Source organism: Patescibacteria group bacterium (genome assembly GCA_041661625.1).
In the GTDB taxonomy this organism is placed as follows: domain Bacteria; phylum Patescibacteriota; class Patescibacteriia; order JAHIZJ01; family JAHIZJ01; genus JBAZUB01.
The window spans coordinates 105,201-125,364 of sequence record JBAZUB010000002.1 but is presented as its reverse complement, the minus strand read 5'-3'; the positions used below and the strand labels follow the sequence as shown (position 1 = coordinate 125,364).

At 48.6% G+C, this 20,164-nt stretch carries 20 protein-coding genes and 1 tRNA gene; 11 read left to right on the top strand and 10 right to left on the bottom strand.

The annotated features are described in order from the left end of the window. Positions 1-60: 60 nt before the first annotated feature. A complete protein-coding gene (mgtA, locus tag WC734_04080; GenBank protein MFA6198302.1) occupies positions 61-2,808 on the bottom strand; it encodes a magnesium-translocating P-type ATPase in 2,748 nt (915 codons plus the stop codon). On the opposite strand from mgtA, the gene polA reads away from it, so the two are divergent. Further along, entirely contained in the window at positions 2,783-5,533 is a 2,751-nt protein-coding gene (polA, locus tag WC734_04075; GenBank protein ID MFA6198301.1) for a DNA polymerase I, read from the top strand. The genes mgtA and polA overlap by 26 nt on opposite strands. A gap of 16 nt (positions 5,534-5,549) precedes the next feature. On the opposite strand, the gene WC734_04070 is transcribed toward polA, so the two are convergent. Further along, a complete protein-coding gene (locus tag WC734_04070) occupies positions 5,550-5,816 on the bottom strand; it encodes a hypothetical protein (protein ID MFA6198300.1) in 267 nt (88 codons plus the stop codon). Positions 5,817-5,915: 99 nt separating this feature from the next. Between WC734_04070 and holA the strand changes: the two genes are divergently transcribed. Continuing rightward, positions 5,916-6,887 carry a DNA polymerase III subunit delta gene (gene holA, locus WC734_04065; GenBank protein ID MFA6198299.1) on the top strand — a complete coding sequence of 324 codons (972 nt, stop codon included), beginning with the start codon at positions 5,916-5,918 and terminating at the stop codon, positions 6,885-6,887. Between the two features lie 186 nt (positions 6,888-7,073). On the opposite strand, the gene rpsT is transcribed toward holA, so the two are convergent. From rpsT to WC734_04030, 7 genes are all read right to left on the bottom strand, one after another. Continuing rightward, a complete protein-coding gene (rpsT, locus tag WC734_04060) occupies positions 7,074-7,349 on the bottom strand; it encodes a 30S ribosomal protein S20 (protein MFA6198298.1) in 276 nt (91 codons plus the stop codon). A gap of 176 nt (positions 7,350-7,525) precedes the next feature. Beyond that, on the bottom strand, positions 7,526-7,828 hold the full coding sequence (locus WC734_04055) for a hypothetical protein (GenBank protein MFA6198297.1): 303 nt from the start codon (positions 7,826-7,828) through the stop codon (positions 7,526-7,528). Between the two features lie 135 nt (positions 7,829-7,963). Then, on the bottom strand, positions 7,964-9,940 hold the full coding sequence (gene uvrB / locus WC734_04050) for an excinuclease ABC subunit UvrB (protein ID MFA6198296.1): 1,977 nt from the start codon (positions 9,938-9,940) through the stop codon (positions 7,964-7,966). A gap of 157 nt (positions 9,941-10,097) precedes the next feature. Then, entirely contained in the window at positions 10,098-10,481 is a 384-nt protein-coding gene (locus tag WC734_04045; protein ID MFA6198295.1) for an endonuclease domain-containing protein, read from the bottom strand. Between the two features lie 118 nt (positions 10,482-10,599). Next, positions 10,600-11,007, bottom strand: coding sequence for a Rid family hydrolase (locus WC734_04040; protein ID MFA6198294.1), 408 nt, complete (start codon positions 11,005-11,007; stop codon positions 10,600-10,602). A gap of 133 nt (positions 11,008-11,140) precedes the next feature. After that, on the bottom strand, positions 11,141-11,800 hold the full coding sequence (locus WC734_04035) for a hypothetical protein (GenBank protein MFA6198293.1): 660 nt from the start codon (positions 11,798-11,800) through the stop codon (positions 11,141-11,143). Then, a complete protein-coding gene (locus tag WC734_04030; protein ID MFA6198292.1) occupies positions 11,781-12,188 on the bottom strand; it encodes a hypothetical protein in 408 nt (135 codons plus the stop codon). The genes WC734_04035 and WC734_04030 overlap by 20 nt, the downstream gene beginning before the upstream one ends. Positions 12,189-12,260: 72 nt before the next feature. Between WC734_04030 and WC734_04025 the strand changes: the two genes are divergently transcribed. The 9 genes from WC734_04025 to WC734_03985 all read left to right on the top strand — a co-directional run bounded on the left by WC734_04025 (position 12,261) and on the right by WC734_03985 (position 18,805). After that, on the top strand, positions 12,261-12,455 hold the full coding sequence (locus WC734_04025; protein ID MFA6198291.1) for a hypothetical protein: 195 nt from the start codon (positions 12,261-12,263) through the stop codon (positions 12,453-12,455). A gap of 243 nt (positions 12,456-12,698) precedes the next feature. Beyond that, entirely contained in the window at positions 12,699-13,271 is a 573-nt protein-coding gene (ruvA, locus tag WC734_04020; protein MFA6198290.1) for a Holliday junction branch migration protein RuvA, read from the top strand. Further along, positions 13,271-14,317, top strand: coding sequence for a peptidoglycan bridge formation glycyltransferase FemA/FemB family protein (locus WC734_04015; protein MFA6198289.1), 1,047 nt, complete (start codon positions 13,271-13,273; stop codon positions 14,315-14,317). Before ruvA ends, WC734_04015 begins: the two co-directional genes overlap by 1 nt. Positions 14,318-14,363: 46 nt before the next feature. Further along, complete coding sequence (locus WC734_04010; protein MFA6198288.1) at positions 14,364-15,089, top strand: sugar phosphate nucleotidyltransferase; 726 nt, start codon at positions 14,364-14,366, stop codon at positions 15,087-15,089. A 137-nt stretch (positions 15,090-15,226) separates the two neighbouring features. Next, positions 15,227-15,300, top strand: a tRNA-Arg gene (locus WC734_04005). A gap of 484 nt (positions 15,301-15,784) precedes the next feature. After that, a complete protein-coding gene (locus tag WC734_04000) occupies positions 15,785-16,741 on the top strand; it encodes a hypothetical protein (protein MFA6198287.1) in 957 nt (318 codons plus the stop codon). Positions 16,742-16,745: 4 nt separating this feature from the next. Beyond that, entirely contained in the window at positions 16,746-17,228 is a 483-nt protein-coding gene (locus WC734_03995) for a hypothetical protein (protein ID MFA6198286.1), read from the top strand. A 257-nt stretch (positions 17,229-17,485) separates the two neighbouring features. Next, positions 17,486-17,872, top strand: coding sequence for a hypothetical protein (locus tag WC734_03990; GenBank protein ID MFA6198285.1), 387 nt, complete (start codon positions 17,486-17,488; stop codon positions 17,870-17,872). A gap of 30 nt (positions 17,873-17,902) precedes the next feature. After that, a complete protein-coding gene (locus WC734_03985) occupies positions 17,903-18,805 on the top strand; it encodes a hypothetical protein (protein MFA6198284.1) in 903 nt (300 codons plus the stop codon). A gap of 252 nt (positions 18,806-19,057) precedes the next feature. On the opposite strand, the gene WC734_03980 is transcribed toward WC734_03985, so the two are convergent. Further along, positions 19,058-19,798 carry a helix-turn-helix domain-containing protein gene (locus tag WC734_03980; protein ID MFA6198283.1) on the bottom strand — a complete coding sequence of 247 codons (741 nt, stop codon included), beginning with the start codon at positions 19,796-19,798 and terminating at the stop codon, positions 19,058-19,060. Between the last annotated feature and the right edge of the window lie 366 nt (positions 19,799-20,164).

Below are 20,164 nucleotides of genomic sequence, written 5' to 3'. Positions count from 1 at the left end.
GTCGTCGAGAAAGGTGGGGGGCGTTTTTGTTTGCCTGCTATTTCAGATCTAACCTTCGGGCTATTCCCACCCGTAGCGTTTTATAAACCACGACTTAACCAACTGGGTTAGCGTGAAATATATTATCAAGAAGCCCAACAGATAGAGCCAGTACATGGGTGGCAATGGCACAAACCCCAAAGCGTCGGCTAGGGGTGAAAATGGCAGCCAGGCGCCAATCGCCACGACCGCGAATGAAGTTAGGGTCAGCGGCCAACTGGCTCGGCTTTGGAAGAATGGGATTTTGCGGGTTCGAATAATATGGATGATCAGCGTCTGAGTCATCAGTGACTCGACAAACCAGCCGGTGTGGAACAGGGCTGGATTCCCCCAGGCATGAAAAGCATACAACATTAGAAAATAAGTTGCGTAGTCAAACAGCGAACTGACTGGCCCGATCCAAAGAATAAACTTTTGGATCAGGTTGATTTTCCATTGACGCGGCCTGATCAGATATTCTTCATCCACCCCGTCGGTCGGTATGGTAATCTGCGACATATCATACATCAAATTATTCACGATCACCTGTAGCGGCAGCATAGGCAAAAATGGCAGAAACACGCTACCGCCGGCCACGCTGAACATATTGCCGAAATTCGAGCTGGCTGTCATTTTGATATACTTGGTGATATTGCCGAATATTTTTCGGCCTTCGCGCACGCCGTCTTTCAAGACCATCAGACTCTTTTCCAACAAAATAATGTCGGATGATTCCTTAGCGATATCAACCGCGCTATCGACGGAAATGCCCACATCAGCCGCTTTCAATGCCGGCGCGTCATTAATACCGTCGCCGAGAAAGCCAACGACGTGTCCTCGGCTTTGTAAGGCTTGGATGATCCGCTCTTTTTGGTTAGGATCAAGCTTATCAAATACGGTCGCCTGCTCGGCCGCTTCAGCTAGTTGTGTATCGTTTAGCTGTTCAATTTCCGTGCCAAGTAATATGCGCTGGATCGTCAGATTGACATCGTGGCATATTTTGCGAGTAACTAGCTCGTTATCACCGGTTAATATTTTCACCACAACACCATATCTTTCCAGCTCTTTGATAGCCGTCGCCGCGCTGGTTTTGGGCGGATCTAAGAAAGCCAGAAAACCCAGCAAGGTCAGTTCCTCTTCGTCGGTCACCCCGTAAACGTGTTTGGTCAGAGGCAGATTACGATACGCTAGCGCGATCAGCCGAAACCCCTCGGTGCCAAGTTCTTGGACTAATTTATCTTTGTGGGCGTGATGATATTCTTTGAGCGGCATGACTTTGCCGCCCACCTCCACCCAGCGAGTGTGGGCCAGCACCTCCTCAACGGCACCTTTGCAGATCAGCAGATGCTGGCTGGTATTGTCTTCAACTACCACTGACATCCGGCGGCGTTTGAAATCGAACGGGATTTCATCAATCTTGCGATACTGATGGATCAACTCTCCGGTTTGCTCGCTATCGTGCTTGAGCACTGCTTCATCCATTAGGTTTTTTAAGCCGGTCTGATGGTAGCTATTGAGCCAGCCGTAGTCGCGTATCTTGGTATTCTCCTGACCGGCGATATCGACATGCCGCAACAGCACCACTCGACCCTGGGTCAAGGTGCCCGTTTTGTCCGTGCACAGAATATCCATCGCGCCTAAATTCTGAATTGAGTTAAGCCGTTTAACGATGACTTTTTTTCGGGACAGCGCCATAGCACCTTTGGATAAATTAACGGTCACAATCATCGGTAATAATTCCGGCGTCAGACCCACGGCTACCGCCATAGCAAATAGAAAAGCTTGCAGCCAATCATGTTTGCTCAAACCGTTGATCAAGAAAACCAACGGTACCATCACGGCGATAAACCGAATCATCAACCAAGTAAAACGGCCTACCCCTAGATCAAAACTGGTGATCTCACGATCGCGGCTGACCGACTTTGCCAGCGCGCCAAACCGGGTTCGGCTGCCCGTGGCCACCACCATGGCCGTGGCAATTCCGCTTTCGACGTTTGTACCCATGAAACACATATTAGCCAACTCAAGCTCGCCATCCTGAGTATGGCTGACGGCCGGGGCATGTTTTTCGGCCGGCATGGCTTCGCCGGTCATGGTGGCTTGATTGACAAACAGGTCCTTTGATTCAATTAAACGCAAATCGGCCGGTATCATGTTTCCAGCCGATAATTGAACGATATCGCCTGGCACCAGCGCGCTTAACGGCAGTTCGCATGGATGATTATTCCGCAACACAGTCACCGTCGTATGAACCATTGCCTGCAACTTAACCGCGGCTTTATTGGCCCGTAACTCCTGGAAAAACCGCAAGAACACGCTAAGCAGTAGCATAACACCGATAATAATAGTCGCCTTGGCGTCACCGGTAAAATAAGAAATCAATCCCAGCGCCAGTAACAACAGGCTCAAAGGATCTTTAAAATTTTGGAGCAGGTTCTGCCACCATTGTTTCGGTCGCTGCGAAGCGATTTCATTCAAACCATACTCCGCTTGCCGGCGCCGGACTTCACTATCAGATAATCCTTGGCGATCGGATTGAGCCTCGCGCAGTACTGTTTCGACATCCTGACCGGCAATTATCTTAAGACGCCCCGTCTCTGGAGATGCCGGTGCGGTTGTCGCGGGAGTTGATTCTGGTGGTCTAATTTTCTCGGAAAAAGTTTTGCCCATGGGCAAATTATGACATTTACCATTCCGCTCTGTCAATGAAAATATTCCCGTTACTTCGGTTTTCAGAGTGGCCTGTCTAGTGTACAATGAAACCATGCCCACAAAAACCAAGTTCGTCATAATCGATTCCAATGCCCTGATTCATCGGGCGTTTCATGCCCTGCCGCCGCTGACCACAAAAGATGGCCGCTTGGTGAATGCCGCCTATGGATTTACGTCCGTGTTGTTAAAAGTCATCAAAGAATTCAAACCGCAATTCATCGCGGCCGCCTTTGACGTGGCTAAAAAGACATTCCGTCACGAGGAGTACGCCGAATACAAAGCTACGCGAGTCAAAGCCCCTCAAGAACTGTATGATCAAATCCCGATAGTAAAAGAGGTGCTGCGTACGCTCAATATTAAGATTTACGAACTGCCCGGCTACGAAGCGGATGACGTGATCGGCACGCTTACCATTCGCCAAGAAGTTGACCAACCCAACGTCGAGTCAATCATCGTGACCGGCGATATGGATGAACTGCAATTGGTCGATGGAAATACCAAGGTTTACCGATTACAGAAGGGCATGAGTGATACATTGCTCTACGACGCCGATACGGTACGGAAAAAGTTTGACATTACGCCCGCTCAGGTGCCGGATTATAAGGCCTTGGCTGGTGACGCGTCCGACAACATTCCGGGCGTCAAAGGTGTCGGACAGGTAACCGCCATAAACCTGCTCAAACAATTTGATACCGTCGAAGATCTATATTCCGCGTTAAAGAAAAACGAAAAACTAATCGAGGCTAAACCGCGTATTATTGATTTGTTAAAAAAATATGAGTCCGACGCTTTTCTTAGCAAGAAATTAGCCACCATCGTTTGCGACATCCCGATTGATTTCAAGTTGGCCGATTGCCGACACGGCATGTACGACCGAATGGCCGCCATAAAGCTTTTTCAAGAACTGGAATTCAAAAGCCTGCTGGCCAGATTGCCCGAAATGCAGACTCAAGGTTCACTGCTTTCCGATTCGGCTCCACGAACCGCCGAACCGGTTCGACTGTCAAAAAACTATCACCTGATTCAATCAGTTAAAGATTTGAAGCCGATTCTCAATCAAGCCAAACAAAGCAAGCTCGTTGCCGTAGATACCGAAACCAACGGACTCGATCCACTCACGGCCGACTTGCTGGGCGTCAGTTTGAGCTGGCAAAACGGCGTCGCGTATTATATCAATGTTCAACCAGGTACGGCCGAGCGCGATAAGTTGCTGGACGATCTGAAGATATTCCTCGAGGATAGCAGCATTGAAAAAGCCGGTCATAATATGAAGTTTGATATCATGGTTTTGGCCAGGGCCGGGATTGAGCTAACCAATCCTGGTTTTGACACCATGATTGCGTCATATCTGATCGACCCATCGAGCCGGCAACATGGTTTGGATGCAGTGGTTTTTTCCGAGCTGGGCCACGAAATGATTCCGATCGAACAGCTGATCGGGAAAGGCAAAATGCAAAAACCAATGGAGAACGTCCCGCTGGAAGAGCTGGCTAATTATTCCTGCGAAGACGCCGATTATACTTTACGTTTAGTCGCACCGTTGCGGCAAAAACTCCGAAAGGCGGTGCTTGAGAATCTTTTCCTGGAAATTGAGATGCCGCTGGTGCCTGTACTGGCCAAAATTGAAACGTTGGGCGTGTTGATTGATACTAAATTTCTGAACCAGATGTCCGATCAGCTAACCAAACAGATCGCCGTACTAGAAAAACGGATACATAAAGCGGCTGGCGAGGAATTTAATATCAATTCGCCTTTGCAACTCAAGCGGATCTTCTTCGACAAGCTCGACCTTGATACCGAAGGCATTGGCTCAACCAAGACCGGCTACTCTACCGCCGCTTCGGAGCTGGACAAGCTGCACGACGCACATCCGATCGTGCCGATGATCATCGAATACCGCGAACTGGCTAAGCTGATCTCCACCTACATCGATGCCCTACCGGAACTGATCAATCCCCAGACCGGACGGGTGCACACCAGCTTCAATCAAGCCGTTACATCCACTGGCCGGCTTTCCTCCTCCAATCCTAATCTGCAAAACATCCCCATACGCACCGAGCTGGGCAAGCAAATTCGAAAGGCCTTTATCGCTTCTCCGGGATCGGTGATTGTATCGGCTGACTATTCCCAGATTGAGCTGCGCATTGCGGCGGCTATCGCCTATGACCGATCGATGCTGGAAGCTTTTCGTAATAATGAGGACATTCATACCCGGACCGCAGCTGAAATTAACGGCGTTCAACCGGAAGATGTCACACCCGAGATGCGCCGAGCGGCTAAAGCGATTAACTTTGGCATCCTTTACGGCATGGGCGTGTACGGCCTGGCGCGGGGTACTAACCTGGATGTCGACGAGGCTTCCGATTACATTGAAACCTATTTCGAACATCACCAAGGCATCAAAGAGTACATCGAGGAAACCAAAGCGCTGGCCCGCCGCTTGGGTTATGTCGAAACGTTGTTCGGCCGACGCCGCTATCTGCCGGAGATTCAATCCAGCAACCGTCAAATCAGAACCGGCGCCGAACGCATGGCCATCAATATGCCGATTCAAGGCACCGCCGCCGATCTATTGAAAATGGCCATGATTAAGATTCACCGGGAGCTGCCCGCGATCAGCCCAAAGACCAAGATGATCCTCCAGGTACACGATGAATTGGTCTTCGAGGTTCCCCAAGACGAAACAAAGAAAGTCGCGCGATACATCCAGGATGCTATGGAGAATATCTATACGTTAAAAGTCCCGATCAAGGTTGAGATCGATGCCGGTCCAAACTGGGGGGAATTGAGTGAGGTAAAATAGAAAGGCTGGCCCATCACTAGGATGTTCCAGCCACGGCTGCTGATTCCGGAAAACCGCCCTTATCGAGCAAGTAACCGACCCGTTCGGCCAATGCTCGCCTCTCTCCATCGGTGGCAATGGTGAAACCACAGCCACAACCAGGCGTATCGCAGACCTGGATCGGTAGAGACGTAGCACGCCGCACCGAGCCGCTACAGCTCTGGACCGCGCAGTCGCCGACCACGGTTCCCTCAAACCGAACGGGAATTCTTGTGATTCCGGGGTCAGAACAAATGCAGCACATGATGTCCCTCCGGACCAACGCCCTAACTAAGCATTATAACAGTTTGGCTCCACAGCAAACCTACTGTATAATTAACCGGCTGTCAAGAATAACCACACCATGATCATACTGCTCCAAGGTCCCGATACATTTCGTTCCCGCCAACGCCTCAAGGTGCTGCGCGACGCTTTTCAAACTAAGCACGACGCCACCGGCATTAATATTGTCCGATTGGACGGGCCGACGTTGACCGTAGACGAAGTTAACAATGCCATGTCAACCCGGGGATTTCTATCATCCAAGCGGATGGTGATCATTGAAAACTTAAGCCAGCACAAGAGTCCCAAAACGGTAGAGGCAATCCAAAAGCTGCTGCAGCACTGGAACAATGACGATACCGTGTTGGTGCTTTGGGAAGGTACGATACCGTCTAAGAGCCGCAAGAAAAAAAGCGCCGGTTTGAATGTCGGTCAAGGCAAAGATGTGCTAACTGAAGATTTTCCTTTACTGTCCGGTACGCAGGCGGCCCAGTGGGTTAAAAAAGAGGTGGCTCGGCGTGGTGGAATGATCGAAACCGAAGCCGAACGTTTGCTAATCAGTCTAGTCGGCAATGATCTCTGGGAGGCTAATTCCGAAATCGATAAACTGACCAGTTATACAAAAGGCCGCCCAATCACCACGGCCGACGTTGAGCTGATGGTCAAATCAAAATTTGATAGCGACATCTTCCGGCTGACCGACGCACTGGCCGGACGCCAGACCAACGAAGCTCTGTGGCTGATGGAAGAAGAGGTCGGCGGCGGGTTGCCAGTACCATATCTGCTCACCATGCTGGCACGTCAATTCCGAATACTCCTACAGGTTAAAGATTATCTTGACGCTGGTAATGCTCCTGGCCGACTGGCTACCGAGCTGGAGCTGCATCCGTTCGTGGCTCGAAAATCAGCCGAGCAGGCGCGCCGGTTCTCGCTGGCGGAATTGAAACACATTTATTCCCGCCTGGCTCGTCTCGATCAACGCACAAAATCCACCGCGATTGATCCGCGGGTGCTATTCGATGTCTTTACGGTAGAAGCCATGAGTAAATCCTAAGCATTAGTATCTAAACACAAGACAAATTCCAATTATCAATTCCCGAATGTTTTAACATTGGGGGGGTTTTAAGTTTTAATATTATTTATAGTTTTGTGTTTTGATATTTGGAATTGAGCCCAGCCAGAAAAACAATAACCATCAGACATTAATTGTCTGAATATCGTTGTTGCCAATACTGGGCGTCTATGCGGCTTGCTTCGCCAGTTTGTTGTACTGTAGCGTCAGCCGCGATTTTTTCCGAGCCGCCGTGTTTTTTTTGATAACGCCTTTTTGGACCGCTTTATCGAGCGCTTTCAAAGCCTCTTTGAGAGCTTTGGCGGCTTCGTCCTTGGCATTACCGGCGATGGCTTGTCGGGTCTTTTTTACAACCGCGCGCACATTCACCTTGGTAGCGATGTTGCGAGCATGACGTTTTTTGCTTTGTCGGAGCGCCTTCCAGGCTGCTTTCTTGACTGGCATGTGTTATATGGAAAATTATTCAGTTCTGTGGGGCAACATGACTTGGCCCCGAAAATCCCTGTCACTATACTAAAGATTGATAATATATGCAAGGGTGGCGCAATGGTTCAACTACGACGCACTGTTAAGAACGGCTTGGGATAAAAAGAAATGAGTTCCCGTAATAGAACGAGAACTCACTGACGTGTGGCCTTGCGTGGCTCGTCATCGCGCCGTTTGACGAAGGGATACAGAATAGTCAGGACGACGAACAAGCCGATGGTCGCCCAACGCTGGCCGATGTAAACGTGGCTACCCGACCACCAGTCTCCGACCAGGGACACCCGGCGAAGGCTCTCGATGGCGGAGATGATCACCTCAGCTGAGAGAGCCACTAACCAAGCCACCTCGAACTTTAGCAGGAGCCGGAAAAGGAGCGTGGCACCAACCAGAACCACCACCACGAGTGCGAGCTCGTGACTAAAGGCTTGCATCCACATAGTTTCTGCCTCCGTTGCGGTAGAGCGCCGCTCTATCATCAGATAGCGAAATGGTGACCTGACACTATCTTATATATCAATTAGAAAATGTCAAGCCCTCAGTCTGGGGGTGTATATCACCGGCTGCAGTAATGGTTACTTCCGCACCCGCTTCAATTCCGCGATCTGGTCGCGCAAATTGGCCGCGTCTTCAAATTCCATATTGCGAGCAGCCAGGTTCATCTTTTCTTCCAGCTCATGAATCAACTCATCCAGGCGCTGGCTGGACAGCGCTTTCAGGGCTTGTTCGGGCGGCATGGCCGGCATCACCTTGAGACCTGACAAACGACCCGATCGCACCTCTTTCTTAATGCCCTTTGGCACAATGCCATGTTTTTTGTTATACGCTTCCTGGACTTTCCGGCGGCGGGTAGTCTCATCGATCGCCCGCTTCATCGAACCGGTCATGTTGTCGGCATACATAATCACCCGGCCATGCTCGTGCCGAGCCGCTCGACCCATGGTCTGAATCAAGGCGGTCGCCGAGCGTAGAAAACCTTCTTTATCGGCGTCTAAAATAGCCACCAAGGATACCTCGGGCAAATCCAATCCTTCACGCAGTAGGTTAATACCTACCACCACGTCGTATTTCCCCAGTCGAAGGTCGCGCAGTATTTCTAACCGTTCCATGGTATCGACTTCAGAATGGAGATATTGCACCTTGATACCGATTTCTTTCAAGTAGTCGGTCAGATCTTCCGACATCCGCTTGGTCAATGTGGTCACCAGTACCCGTTCGCCTTTTTTGACTGTCTCGTTGATCTCTTTGATCAAATCATCGACCTGGTGCAGAGTAGTACGCACGTCTATTATCGGATCCAACAAACCGGTCGGACGAATCAGCTGTTCCACCACCTGCTTGCTGCGATTAAGCTCTTCGTCCTTGGGCGTGGCAGACGTGTATATAACTTGCTTAATCTTCTTCTCAAACTCCGTTGCCTTCAGGGGCCGATTGTCATACGCAGCCGGCAATCGAAAACCATACTCGACCAACATATCCTTGCGCGCCCGATCGCCAAAGTACATTCCCCCGATCTGCGGTAGTGTAATATGCGACTCGTCAATGAACATCAGTAGATCTTTCGGGAAATAATCTATTAGGGTAAATGACGGATCACCGGCTTTCCGTCCATCAAAGTAACGCGAGTAATTCTCGACACCGGTGCAATAACCAGTGTTGGCTATCATTTCTAAATCAAAGCGCACGCGCTGCTCCAATCGTTGGGCTTCAACTAATTTATTCATTCGATTCAACACCTCTAGACGAGCTTTCAAATCGTTGCGAATCTCGCGCATTACTTCCTCGGTTTTTTCCGGCGGAGAGACGTAGTGCTTGGCTGGAAATATCACAATGTCAGATTGCAGCGTGATGGTTTCGCCGGTCAATGGATCGAACTCCACAATCCGCTCAATCACATCACCGAAGAATTCCAAACGCAAGGCTGTTTCCGATGACATGCTGGGGAAAATATCAAGCGTCTCGCCCTTGACCCGGAAAGTGCCGCGATGAAAATCAATATCGTTGCGATCGTATTTCAATCGGACCAGCTGTTTCAAGACCTGATCGCGCTTGATCCGCTGACTGGAATGCAGCGCGATCGAAACATCTTTGTATTGCGCCGGCGAACCCAAACCGTAGATGCACGACACCGATGCCACGATAATGACATCGCGGCGAGTCATCAGAGCGGCCGTAGCACTGTGGCGCAATCGATCAATCTCTTCATTGATATCCGTTTCTTTTTCAATGTAAGTATCGGTCGTCGGCATGTACGCTTCCGGCTGGTAATAGTCGTAGTAACTGACGAAATAGTGCACCGCGTTATTGGGAAAATATTCCTGGAACTCGGCGGCCACTTGAGCGGCCAGAGTTTTGTTATGCGAAATCACCAGCGTGGGCCGCTGGGTGCGGGCGATCACGTTGGCCATGGTAAATGTTTTGCCCGAGCCGGTTACGCCCAAAAGGGTCTGGTCTCGGTAACCCAAACTCAAACCTTTGACCAGCTTTTCGATTGCCTGTGGCTGGTCCCCTGTGGGTTTAAATGGTGCTTTTAGTTCGAATTTTCGTTCCATAGGGAGGGAGTATAGCAGATTTTGAGTGTTGTGACCATAACTCACCAACCACACGACCACCCCCACCCCCTCCTCCGAGAGGAGGGGATATATACGGAAGTTCTTCGCCTTCGCTCAGAACATTGTAGGGCGTTCCCCTCCTTTACCAAGGAGGGGCTTAGGGGTGGTTGAGGAGCCGTTCTCTCACAACGCAAACCTCTTTTAATCTTATTAACACATTGTCCAGACCTTCGAACACATCTTCGTTTGTAAAACGAATAACCAGAAGACCTAATGATTCAAGCCATCGCTGTCTTTTCCCATCATACTCTATTTCCTGCAGTGTACTATGTGTCGCCCCATCAACTTCAACTACCAACTTAAGTTTTGGACAATAAAAGTCTACAACATACTTTCCGATTCCTTGTTGTCTACGAAATTTATAACCACAAAACTGACTGTGTCGCAAACACTCCCATAACCTCCACTCTGCGAAAGTGCTTCGGTTTCGTAACGCCTTGCGCTTTGATTTGTGATTTCGCAGATTAAACAAAACCGGCATATTGTTTCCAGTCCTGCCGTTGTCTACATATTAGCTCTCTATAATACTCATGTCAAAAAAGAAAAACCGCCGGGGCGAATTTTGCCAAGACGGTGTGTACTGCTGGGGCGTAGACCGGTTACTCCTCCTGCCGGATTGCCTCCATGATGATCTCGATGTGAACGTACTTCCCGCCCGGCAGCTCGGCCACCGCGTAAGCGTCCCGCGCCGGAAACGGCAGGTCACTGCCGCAGTGTTTCTTCATGAGTTGACCCAGATAGGCATAGCCTTCCATGCTGCCCGCGAACCTGGCATGGAACCGGATCAGGTCACGAACACCCAATCCGCACGCGTCGAGCGCCTTCAGGCACTTCAACAGCACGAGGATGATCTGCTCATTCCGATCGGTCACAATCGGTTGCTTTTTTGCATCAAGATCGGTGATGATACCGGAGAACACGAAGTGTCCAGGTGACACCTCCAGAGCTGGCGAGTAGGGACCCATCACCGGCCAGCCCATCAAACCATCAGGAATCCGCTTGATCATCCTGCCTCCATTGCCATGTGTCTAGTACCCTCCGGAACACCGCCCGCATCTTACCCAACCGAGCCGTTATCGTCAAGCGTTACCCAAAAAGAAAAACCGCCGGGGCTCGAGGGAGCCGGGGCGGTTGTATTGATTATGTCTCCTCCTTTGTTTCCTCGCTCAGCTCGAGCGTAACCAGCATTATGCGCCCCACCCTGAGAACGCAAGTGAACTGCACGTCGTAACTGTTCTCGCCGTAGCGAAAAGCGACACTCAGCGGCAACCAGCATCCGCCGGCTTCGTTATAGATCACAGCGGCCGTGCCAGTGATGAGCTTTCCAGCCGAAAGACTTGTAAACTCCCCGAACCAAACCTCGCCATTCAGCGGGTTGCCAATCGGCTGGGCATCGGACTTTATGGAGTACTGGAATGAAGTCCCAAGGGCAAAGGGCGCCGCCATGTCAACCGCCCAGGTTAGCATTGGCAGAGCCTCACTTATGTTTGGCATCATGGCCTCCTCTTCGATCTCGCTGGATCGCGCCACCACTGGATCATCAAGATCAGCGTGAGAACAACCCCGGGGGTCTGAGCAACCGCCAGAAACCAGTTTGGCTTCGACCAGCCGTGGATGGTCCAGCAGGTGTACGTATAGAGAGCTCCGAAGATCATCACCGGAGACAATCCCTCGACTTTTCCCCGACGATGGTTGAGTCGAATCTGGCAGTACAGGGCGTAAAGCATTATGAACGAACCAACCACTGCCATCCCACCAGACACACTCGGGAGTGTGAATGTCATACGAGTGCCCTCTCATGCCCAGCTTCGACCGCAGCAGAATCAGGCTGACTCAGCTTACTCCTGGGCGTCACGGCCTTCATACACACCCAGAAACAGTTCCCCTCATACCAGTGGCCAAACCCGACTGCTCGGTCGGAGTCGATGTCAACCACGACAGCAACCCACCGTTGAGCCGAATCATCCCATCGAACCACCACTCGTCCACTCAGGCTTCCCGCCGCCGACTTACGTGACCGAAAGTGAATGAACTGAATGGTGCTCTGTTCACCAAAGATGTTCTCGCCTTCGAGTACAAGCAGTCCTGCGCTTTCCAAACCATAGAATTCGCGCGCTTCAGCGATCGCCCACTCCGCCACCGCGACCGGTGTGTCGGGCTGAATCAGATCGAAAAGTTTCTGATACATAATTCCTCCCGTATTGGGAAGCGCTTGGAGGTATTTCCAGGCGACTATCGTCTCGACAGCCAACTACGCAGAATGATTCCACGCACCTGGCTGCCGGGACGAATTGTTGCATTGCTAATTGGCAAAGAACTAATAGCCGATGTTAATACTAAACGGGTGATTTGTCAACCCAGTACCGAGTCTGGTACTGGGTCAACCCCGTCAGTCGCGACTGACGGGGTTGACCTCCGTCCGCGCGCTGTGAGAGTCGTAATGAGTCGCGGCTAACAAATAACCGGATCAACCCGAACCTCCCTCATAATAGTTACAAGTAGCTAGTTATCCCGCCACTTTAAATCATTATTTCGGAGAAGGCGGTATCCCGCTCTGAAGCGGGACAAGTTACAAAAATAGGAGAAAGCCAAAATTTCCAATAATCAGAATTGTTTGCCGGCATTCTTGATAAATTCTAAAAGTCCCTTCCTAAAATTGTAACTTGTAATTTGTAACTATTCTTACTATAATGTCCCTATGATTGCCCATCTGAAAGGAACCGTCCTGGTCAAAACTGAACGCTATCTGGTCGTGCGCGTGCACGATGTCGGCTACCGAGTTTTTGTGTTGCCGCAGGTGGTGGAAATGGCCGAGTCGGGCAGTGAGATTGAATTGCACACCTATCATCATCAAACCGAAAACAGCGCCGAGCTGTACGGTTTTGTGACGCTCGAGGATATGGATTTTTTCGAACGGCTGTTGAGCATCTCCGGCGTCGGTCCCCGTTCCGCCCTGGGCGTGCTGTCCAGCGCGCCGGTGCGCGACATCCAGCAAGCCATTGTACAGAACGATCCGACTTTGCTAATTAGCGTGTCCGGCATCGGCCGAAAAACCGCCGAGCGCATTATCGTCGAGCTGCGTGAAAAGCTGGAGAAGACCGGCTTGGTAGGCGACTCGATGGATCAGACTTTCGTGGACGCGCTGGAAGCTTTAGTTCAGCTGGGTTACGCGCGGCCGGAAGCGCGCAATGCGCTGCGCAAAGTAACGGATCGATCATTGAACGCCCAAGACCGGCTCAAACAAGCTTTGAAAATACTGGGCAAACACTAATGGCCACGTTTAAACTTCAACTAACTCAAGACGCCGCCGCCTTTACCGCCTTCCTGGCCGAACAGTCGACCGATCAATTTTTACAAAGCTGGGACTGGGGTGAATTCCAATCCGCCGCCAACCGTGTTGTGCGCCGCTTTTTTATATCCGATGAGTCAAATAATAATGTTGCGTCGGTCCAGGCCATTGCCATGCCGCTACCGGCCGGGTGCACCTACTGGTATATACCGCGCGGTCCAGTGTGGCATCGTGATCTGTCGCGCACCGAGTGGCCCGATGTGCTAAAAACCATTATTGAAGGTCTGCACGCCGAGCATACCGGGCGGCGGCTAGTCTTTACTCGGCTCGAACCCGGATGGGCGCGTGACGATGGCGCGATAAGTCTGGCTGATCTGCCCACTAGAATTCCAATCAAAGTTTTACCCAAGACCGTTCAACCGGGTGTGACATTGATACTGGACTTGAAGTTGAGCGAAGAAGAAATACTGACTGGGATGCACTCAAAGACCCGCTACAATATTCGTCTGGCGGAGAAAAAAGGCGTGACCATTCGAACCGCCACCGATGACAAATCTTTCGAAGCATTTTGGCGCTTGATGCAAGCCACGGCCGAACGCAATAAAATCACCCAACATACTCAGAAGTATTATCACAACCTGTTGCGGACACTGAAGGACTCGAAACTGTGTCCGGCGCGTCTCTATCTGGCCGAACAGAACGGAAATATATTGGCGGCCAATTTGGTGCTGCGTTATGACCAGACCGTGGTGTACCTGCACGGCGCTTCCGGCAACGAAGGCCGCAACCTGATGGCGCCGCACTTGCTCCAATGGCAAACAATCCATGACGCCAAACGCGACGGTGCCATCCAATACGATTTCTGGGGTATCGCCGAGAATGACGATCCACGCCACGCCTGGGCCGGCATCACCCGATTCAAAAAAGGCTTCGGCGGCCGCATAGTTACCTACGCCGCTGTCGCCGACGCTGTCTACCAGCCGGTGTGGTATGCCGGTTACGGCCTCTTGAAAAAAATCCTGAAATAAGCTACAGTGCAATGGCAACATTTTGCGTTTTTTATTACCCAAAAATATGATCAGCAAAGTAGTAATATCGGCCGGCGGCAAAGGTGAGCGAATGGGCGAACTAGCTGCCGACCAACCCAAACAATTGATCGAAGTGGCCGGACGACCGTTCATCAGCTATCTTTTGGATAATCTGGTGCACGCCGGAGCTGAACAAATTATTCTCGTAGTCGGGCACAAAAAAGAGGCTTGGACGAAATTCTTGTCTTCGTTGCCGTTTGAAATCACGATCGTGGATCAGTCCGTCGCGCTGGGTGAAAAATACGGCACCGCCTGTCCGATCGAAGCCGTCGAACCATTGATCGGTAAAGAAAGTTTCATCTCGGTTAATGGCGACAATCTTTATTCCGTGCCGGACTTGAAACGCCTGTTCAATGATGATGGCTATATATATGTAGCCGGCATGGAACACGAGCATCCGGAACGGTTTGGTGTTATTATAAAGAATGACGACGGCCTGGTGGAGCGAATCGTAGAGAAACCCAGCGACCCGGCCAGCAACCTGATCAATACCGGTTTGTACAAGTTCACCCCCGACATTTTCCCCATTGTCAAAAATCTAACGCCCTCACCGCGGCACGAATACGAAATCACCGATGCGATCAATCAACTGGCCGCCCAGGGCAAAGTCCGTCTGCACCGGCTGCGCGATTATTGGCAGGATTTCGGCCGGCCGGAAGATATCGAAGTGTTCGAAAAGTTCATCAAGGAAGAATATCAGCCACCGGCTTAATAGTTTCTTTTACATGCACCCGTAGTCCCGATGCGGCGTAAGCCGATCGGGATCCCGACTCCCGCCCAGGCGGGACGTCTGGGCTCAGCATGAAAAAGTGTTATTATTTAAAGGTTAGAAGCAGTTCATCACAACGTGCACCCGTAGCTCAGCTGGATAGAGCGTGTGGTTCCGGTCCACAAGGCCGGGGGTTCGAATCCCTCCGGGTGCAATTAAGTAAAATAAAGCTTTTAAATATTAGTGTGAGTAAATATTTTCACTGGATTCGAAGGGCAGGAGCGAGTCGGAGCGGAGCGACAGACGAGCGTCCGACGAGCTGCCGGTGGCAGGTCGTCGCTGCCCAGACCTCGAATCCCTCCGGGTGCAAATAGGTTCGATTCTCGGAGCGAAGGCTTGCTAGCGAGCCGAAGCGTAGACCCACCACCTCGATAAACTCGGGGCGGGGCTGCCGAGGGCAAAGGCAAGAGGCGGTTTAACCAAGAATAGAAGTAATAACTCTGTGACGCCAAGCATCTCGGCTCGATTTTATAGTTGACGCTGTTTCGAAAACTTGTTACACCATTAGTGTCTAGTAATCGATGTTTTACACCTTGGGCGAAAGACTCCGCCTGGGACTGGGAGTCCGACCAACACAGGAAACCTATGTGCTTAATTCGTCCCCGAGAGTCACAGCAACATATAATAACTAATATATTATGAAATTACAACTTGAGATTTCTAAAAGGGGCGGGATTACGTTTCTTGTTTTACTTGTTTTGTGCGTTTTGGGTTGGGTTATTATACAAAATGTGGATCATACTTATAGATGGCCCGACAAGGCAGATAAACAAGCCGTTGGCTCACTACCTCAAATTAGTGACGAGTTAACTGATCAGGAAATTAAAACTATTTCTAAGTCTGTTGTGACTCTGAATTGTGCAGACTACCAACCTGGTGATTTATTACCGAGTTATTCTGTTCGGGGATCGGGCATCTATATGAACTTCCCGTGGTCAGAAAAGATGAGGCCGGTCAACGACACCGATGTAAATGATAAGAATCGTATTTATACTCCAACCAATCAGGGTGAAGCTATTAGTGCGGTGATTTCAAATGCTCATGTTGCACAAACGTATTCATACAATAACCAAACTAGTGGCAAATGCTGGATAGAATTTCCAGATATAGATGGGTATCAATCAATTCGTGAATTACTAAAGGATAATGATTTGGCTATTGAGTCTTTTTTGGGAAACTGGCATCGTCAATATAATGATAGCTTTGACTATTCTATTCTTGGATTATACATACGTCGTCAACAGATCGTGGAACCTTTAAAAAACAGGATATTACCAAATTATAGCATTTGCAACCAAGTTCAACCTGGGAAAAAGGTGTATATATTCGGATATCCAGCAGCAGCTTTTAATGTTAAAACAACGGTATTGGGAGTGAGTAATATTATTGTAACGGAAGGAATTATCAGTGGTAAAAGTGAAGATAACTATTTTACGACAGCTAAAATTGATGCGGGTAATTCTGGTGGATTAGCCATATCAAAAATAGATAATAGCATTTGTATTGTCGGAATACCTACGTGGGTTGCCGAGGGCGAGTATGAAAACCTCGGCGTGATACAACCAATGGCTAAAATATTATCAGACATTAAATAATTCCGTGAATCCAACCAAATACATCATAGAACACTGCCAAACCAAGCTCGAGTCTAACGAAGCCCCGGTTTGGTTTTTAGCAGTTTGGTCAATTTTTGAGGCTAAAGCATTCGCAGGAAACTTTGTGAAGACGCGAGAATTACAAAATCATACCGCAAACCTCGATAATACTTTTGTTAATCTAGGTAGCGCGGTGTGGCCTACAATAAAGAATGAACTTAGAGGTATTCAAAATAATTATATTCAGCTTCAAACGGCCGCTGGTTTTGATTTATTAACTTTCCCTTCGGATTTTATCACAAATGGTTGTCAAAATAATGCTCACATTTTAATCGCGGCAATTTATCAGTTGCGAAATAAGTTGGCCCATGGACAACTCTATCCCTCGGCGAACTACAGTGATGAAGGATCGCTCTTTGTACAAATAACTAATATAATACAACTTGCCGGAACAGTTTGTTTAAAATGGGTTTGTTTGGCCGAGTAATATAGACTGCTAACCACAAAAGTAAAAACACGAAGTAGTGAATAAAACCACTGGAGCTCATCCGGTGTTTTTTTATATACCCTAAATGAAATACTATACAAAACATCTGGTTATTATGCTTATATTATATATTATGGCTATTATTAGCCAATTATATGACTTTGGTATATATGGTGACACTACAGCTAACGCATAACTCTTGCATAATATATATCGTTATGGTATCATATTATCGTCTTATTATTAGCCTCATATACATGCCCGAGTACAATTTCACTAAGTTTGAGGGTGTTGGAAATAAATACGAAGATCGCATAAGTATCACAAAATCGCAGTTTATCGGGTTCCCTCGCGTTTTCTGTCAGACGTATGGCGTAAAAGAATTAACTCATGCTGAACTATTCTTTGATAATGAAAAAAATGCGATTGCGGTTAGGTTTCACAAAGAAAAAGTCGCTGATTCGTACAAGGTTAATTACAGCGCCAACCCAGAGGGTGCAACCATCTCAGCGCGATCGTTTTTCAAATCCAATCATATCGACACAAATAGGGTTAGCGGCAAATATCAAGCAAAGGTCTACGAAGATCCAACACTTGGCACACTGTACGTCATTGAATTAGCTTCGCATGAACCAACACACTAGATATTCTAACGATATACGCACACGGCATTCATGATTAATGAAATGGATTACAGGAAACCAAAATCCAATCGTTCACTAAGTCGCAAACGAAACTGGGGAAAATTTGGCGTCATAATAGCTATAATCGCTTTAATAATTCAAATACCAAATTCGGTGATTGCTGCTTTGGAATACTTTGCTCCGCGTCAACCTCAAAAAAAGGAGCAATCATTACAAGACATTAACAAATATAGCTCTGCAATTTTCACAGAATGGGATCATCCCAATCCAGTAAACGATCTCGAGGAAAACGATGGCCTACTTAGTTTGAAGCAAGTGGCCTATAGGCAGCGAACACGCGGAATGCGCGGAATGGACCCACAAGGATACATTCAAGTTCCGGTTTCTATGCCGGAAAATGTTTTTGCGTGCAGTAAATTTTACGCTCATACACAAGCAATTGATTACTCCTTTCGTGTTAACAACAAATTTCAAATCATTCAGGGTGATGGAGATAATCGCACAATTGGTCTGAAGTTAATATTGGATAACCCGAATAATGATTATCTCGCTCCAGATCCCTCGGTCGATGGCATAAATCGAATCGATAATCTTGGCCGTTATCGCTTAGACAACCTCCTACCTTTGAAACAGGATATTATTTCATGTCTTGTGATAAATTCACCAGCGGGTGGAGTCATAAAGCATGTAAAGGCAGAGCTACTCGTACTAGACGCTAGCACTGGATTGCAATTTGATCTAGGACCCATGCCAAGTTGGACAATCTCACAGACAAACCAAACGAACAGTAATGTTAGTAACTTTCAACTCGGCCTTATAGACGGTCGCAATGATCATCCTGAGGTTGAACTTAAAAGTTTCTGCGTTGTCGAGATGAGAGACAAGGGTAATGAACCCAGCGATAGAGAGCGAGATGCCTGTACCCATATATAATGGCTAGATGATAATAAAAAACCACCGGAGCTCATCCGGTGTTTTTTTGCATCTTAACCAAACCTCCCCCCGATTCTTTAGAGCTTTTTTTTAAATGTAGCTGTGCGTTGATACATCCAAACTGTCCCCTCCTTAGCTAAGGAGGGGACCGGTTGTAGTATTTGCTAACCTAGAAATGTGTTATTACTTCTTAGTATGGGGGAGGTTTTCGCCACGGAACTCATCCATTGTTTTTTGTATTTTCACAATTTACTATTTATCCTGTAGTGTTTTCGCACCCCTCCAAGACAAGTCGTATACCTGTCGCATCGCGTCCGCAATCGCCTGGCTCTCGATGATCACCGACATCTGTTCGGCATAGTTCATGAACGCCACTTTATTATTGTAGATATTCACTTCGATCTCGGGCCAGAAATATTCCTTGGGTACAATGAGAGTCTCAGAAAGCTGTTCAGCGTCGCGTCTCTTGTGCACCGTTTGCCAAACCGAACCGCTACCCGCCAATCGTTTAGCATGGATGTTCAAAGCAACGCGCTTCGCCAGATAATCATGATCTTTCGGGAACTGTTGAAAGTACGCGTTGGTGTTCCATTCAAATATTTCGGTTGGTTTTTCTCTTAGTGTGTCGTCATACACATTTTGAATTGCCTCTTTCCCCTCAAAGAAAGTGATCTTGGGTTTGGTTTCCCCCTTGCTATACAGCGCATTAAACTGCGGCAAGGCTGTTTTCATATTGTCACGCAAGTTACTTACTATAGAGAATAGCTTTTCCGGCGGTTCGGCTAAATAATGGGTTTTCTTGCCAACTTTAGCCTTACCGATAATTCCCCGTTCCAGTAGGTTTTCCAAAATGGCATAAACGGTAGTTCTTTTTACCCCGGCTTTTTGGGCAATTCGCTGTACCGAAGCCGTACCAAGTCCAAGAGAAGTGAGATACACCCGTGTTTCTTTGACCGTAAATCCAAATTGTTTGAGTAAATTTTCGATGGTCATAATATTTTGTCGTAAATACTGACAACAGTATATACCATTATATTACCTTTGTCAACTGCATATTATGTAATTATCAAATTGTTACCGACAATATTTGTCAATTACTATTGACATATCTCACCTGCTAGTATATGCTCCCCCATTCACTATCTGATGGTTGTTTTACAAGAGGAGGGAATACTCATGAACCAGCGTTGTCCGTACTGTCGATTCCTTTCTGTTATTCAGGATGGGAAAGTCCTCCGTTGTGCCTGCTGTGGCTGGAGCGCCCACAAAGCGTGCCCGCGATGTCGTTTGCTGTCGGTTGAACAACAAGAAGGGGGCTGGCGCTGTACTGCATGTGGTTGGGATTCAACACAAAAACCT

Coding starts and splice junctions, on each gene's coding strand:
- WC734_03980 (MFA6198283.1), bottom strand. CDS start 19,798: ATGACCATCGAAAATTTACTCAAACAATTTGGATTTACGGTCAAAGAA.
- holA (MFA6198299.1), top strand. CDS start 5,916: ATGATCATACTGCTCCAAGGTCCCGATACATTTCGTTCCCGCCAACGC.
- WC734_04070 (MFA6198300.1), bottom strand. CDS start 5,816: ATGTGCTGCATTTGTTCTGACCCCGGAATCACAAGAATTCCCGTTCGG.
- WC734_04015 (MFA6198289.1), top strand. CDS start 13,271: ATGGCCACGTTTAAACTTCAACTAACTCAAGACGCCGCCGCCTTTACC.
- WC734_04000 (MFA6198287.1), top strand. CDS start 15,785: ATGAAATTACAACTTGAGATTTCTAAAAGGGGCGGGATTACGTTTCTT.
- mgtA (MFA6198302.1), bottom strand. CDS start 2,808: ATGACGAACTTGGTTTTTGTGGGCATGGTTTCATTGTACACTAGACAG.
- uvrB (MFA6198296.1), bottom strand. CDS start 9,940: ATGGAACGAAAATTCGAACTAAAAGCACCATTTAAACCCACAGGGGAC.
- WC734_04040 (MFA6198294.1), bottom strand. CDS start 11,007: ATGATCAAGCGGATTCCTGATGGTTTGATGGGCTGGCCGGTGATGGGT.
- WC734_04055 (MFA6198297.1), bottom strand. CDS start 7,828: ATGTGGATGCAAGCCTTTAGTCACGAGCTCGCACTCGTGGTGGTGGTT.
- polA (MFA6198301.1), top strand. CDS start 2,783: ATGCCCACAAAAACCAAGTTCGTCATAATCGATTCCAATGCCCTGATT.
- WC734_04030 (MFA6198292.1), bottom strand. CDS start 12,188: ATGTATCAGAAACTTTTCGATCTGATTCAGCCCGACACACCGGTCGCG.
- WC734_03985 (MFA6198284.1), top strand. CDS start 17,903: ATGATTAATGAAATGGATTACAGGAAACCAAAATCCAATCGTTCACTA.
- ruvA (MFA6198290.1), top strand. CDS start 12,699: ATGATTGCCCATCTGAAAGGAACCGTCCTGGTCAAAACTGAACGCTAT.
- WC734_04045 (MFA6198295.1), bottom strand. CDS start 10,481: ATGCCGGTTTTGTTTAATCTGCGAAATCACAAATCAAAGCGCAAGGCG.
- WC734_04025 (MFA6198291.1), top strand. CDS start 12,261: ATGATTCCACGCACCTGGCTGCCGGGACGAATTGTTGCATTGCTAATT.
- WC734_04010 (MFA6198288.1), top strand. CDS start 14,364: ATGATCAGCAAAGTAGTAATATCGGCCGGCGGCAAAGGTGAGCGAATG.
- WC734_04035 (MFA6198293.1), bottom strand. CDS start 11,800: ATGAGAGGGCACTCGTATGACATTCACACTCCCGAGTGTGTCTGGTGG.
- WC734_03990 (MFA6198285.1), top strand. CDS start 17,486: ATGCCCGAGTACAATTTCACTAAGTTTGAGGGTGTTGGAAATAAATAC.
- rpsT (MFA6198298.1), bottom strand. CDS start 7,349: ATGCCAGTCAAGAAAGCAGCCTGGAAGGCGCTCCGACAAAGCAAAAAA.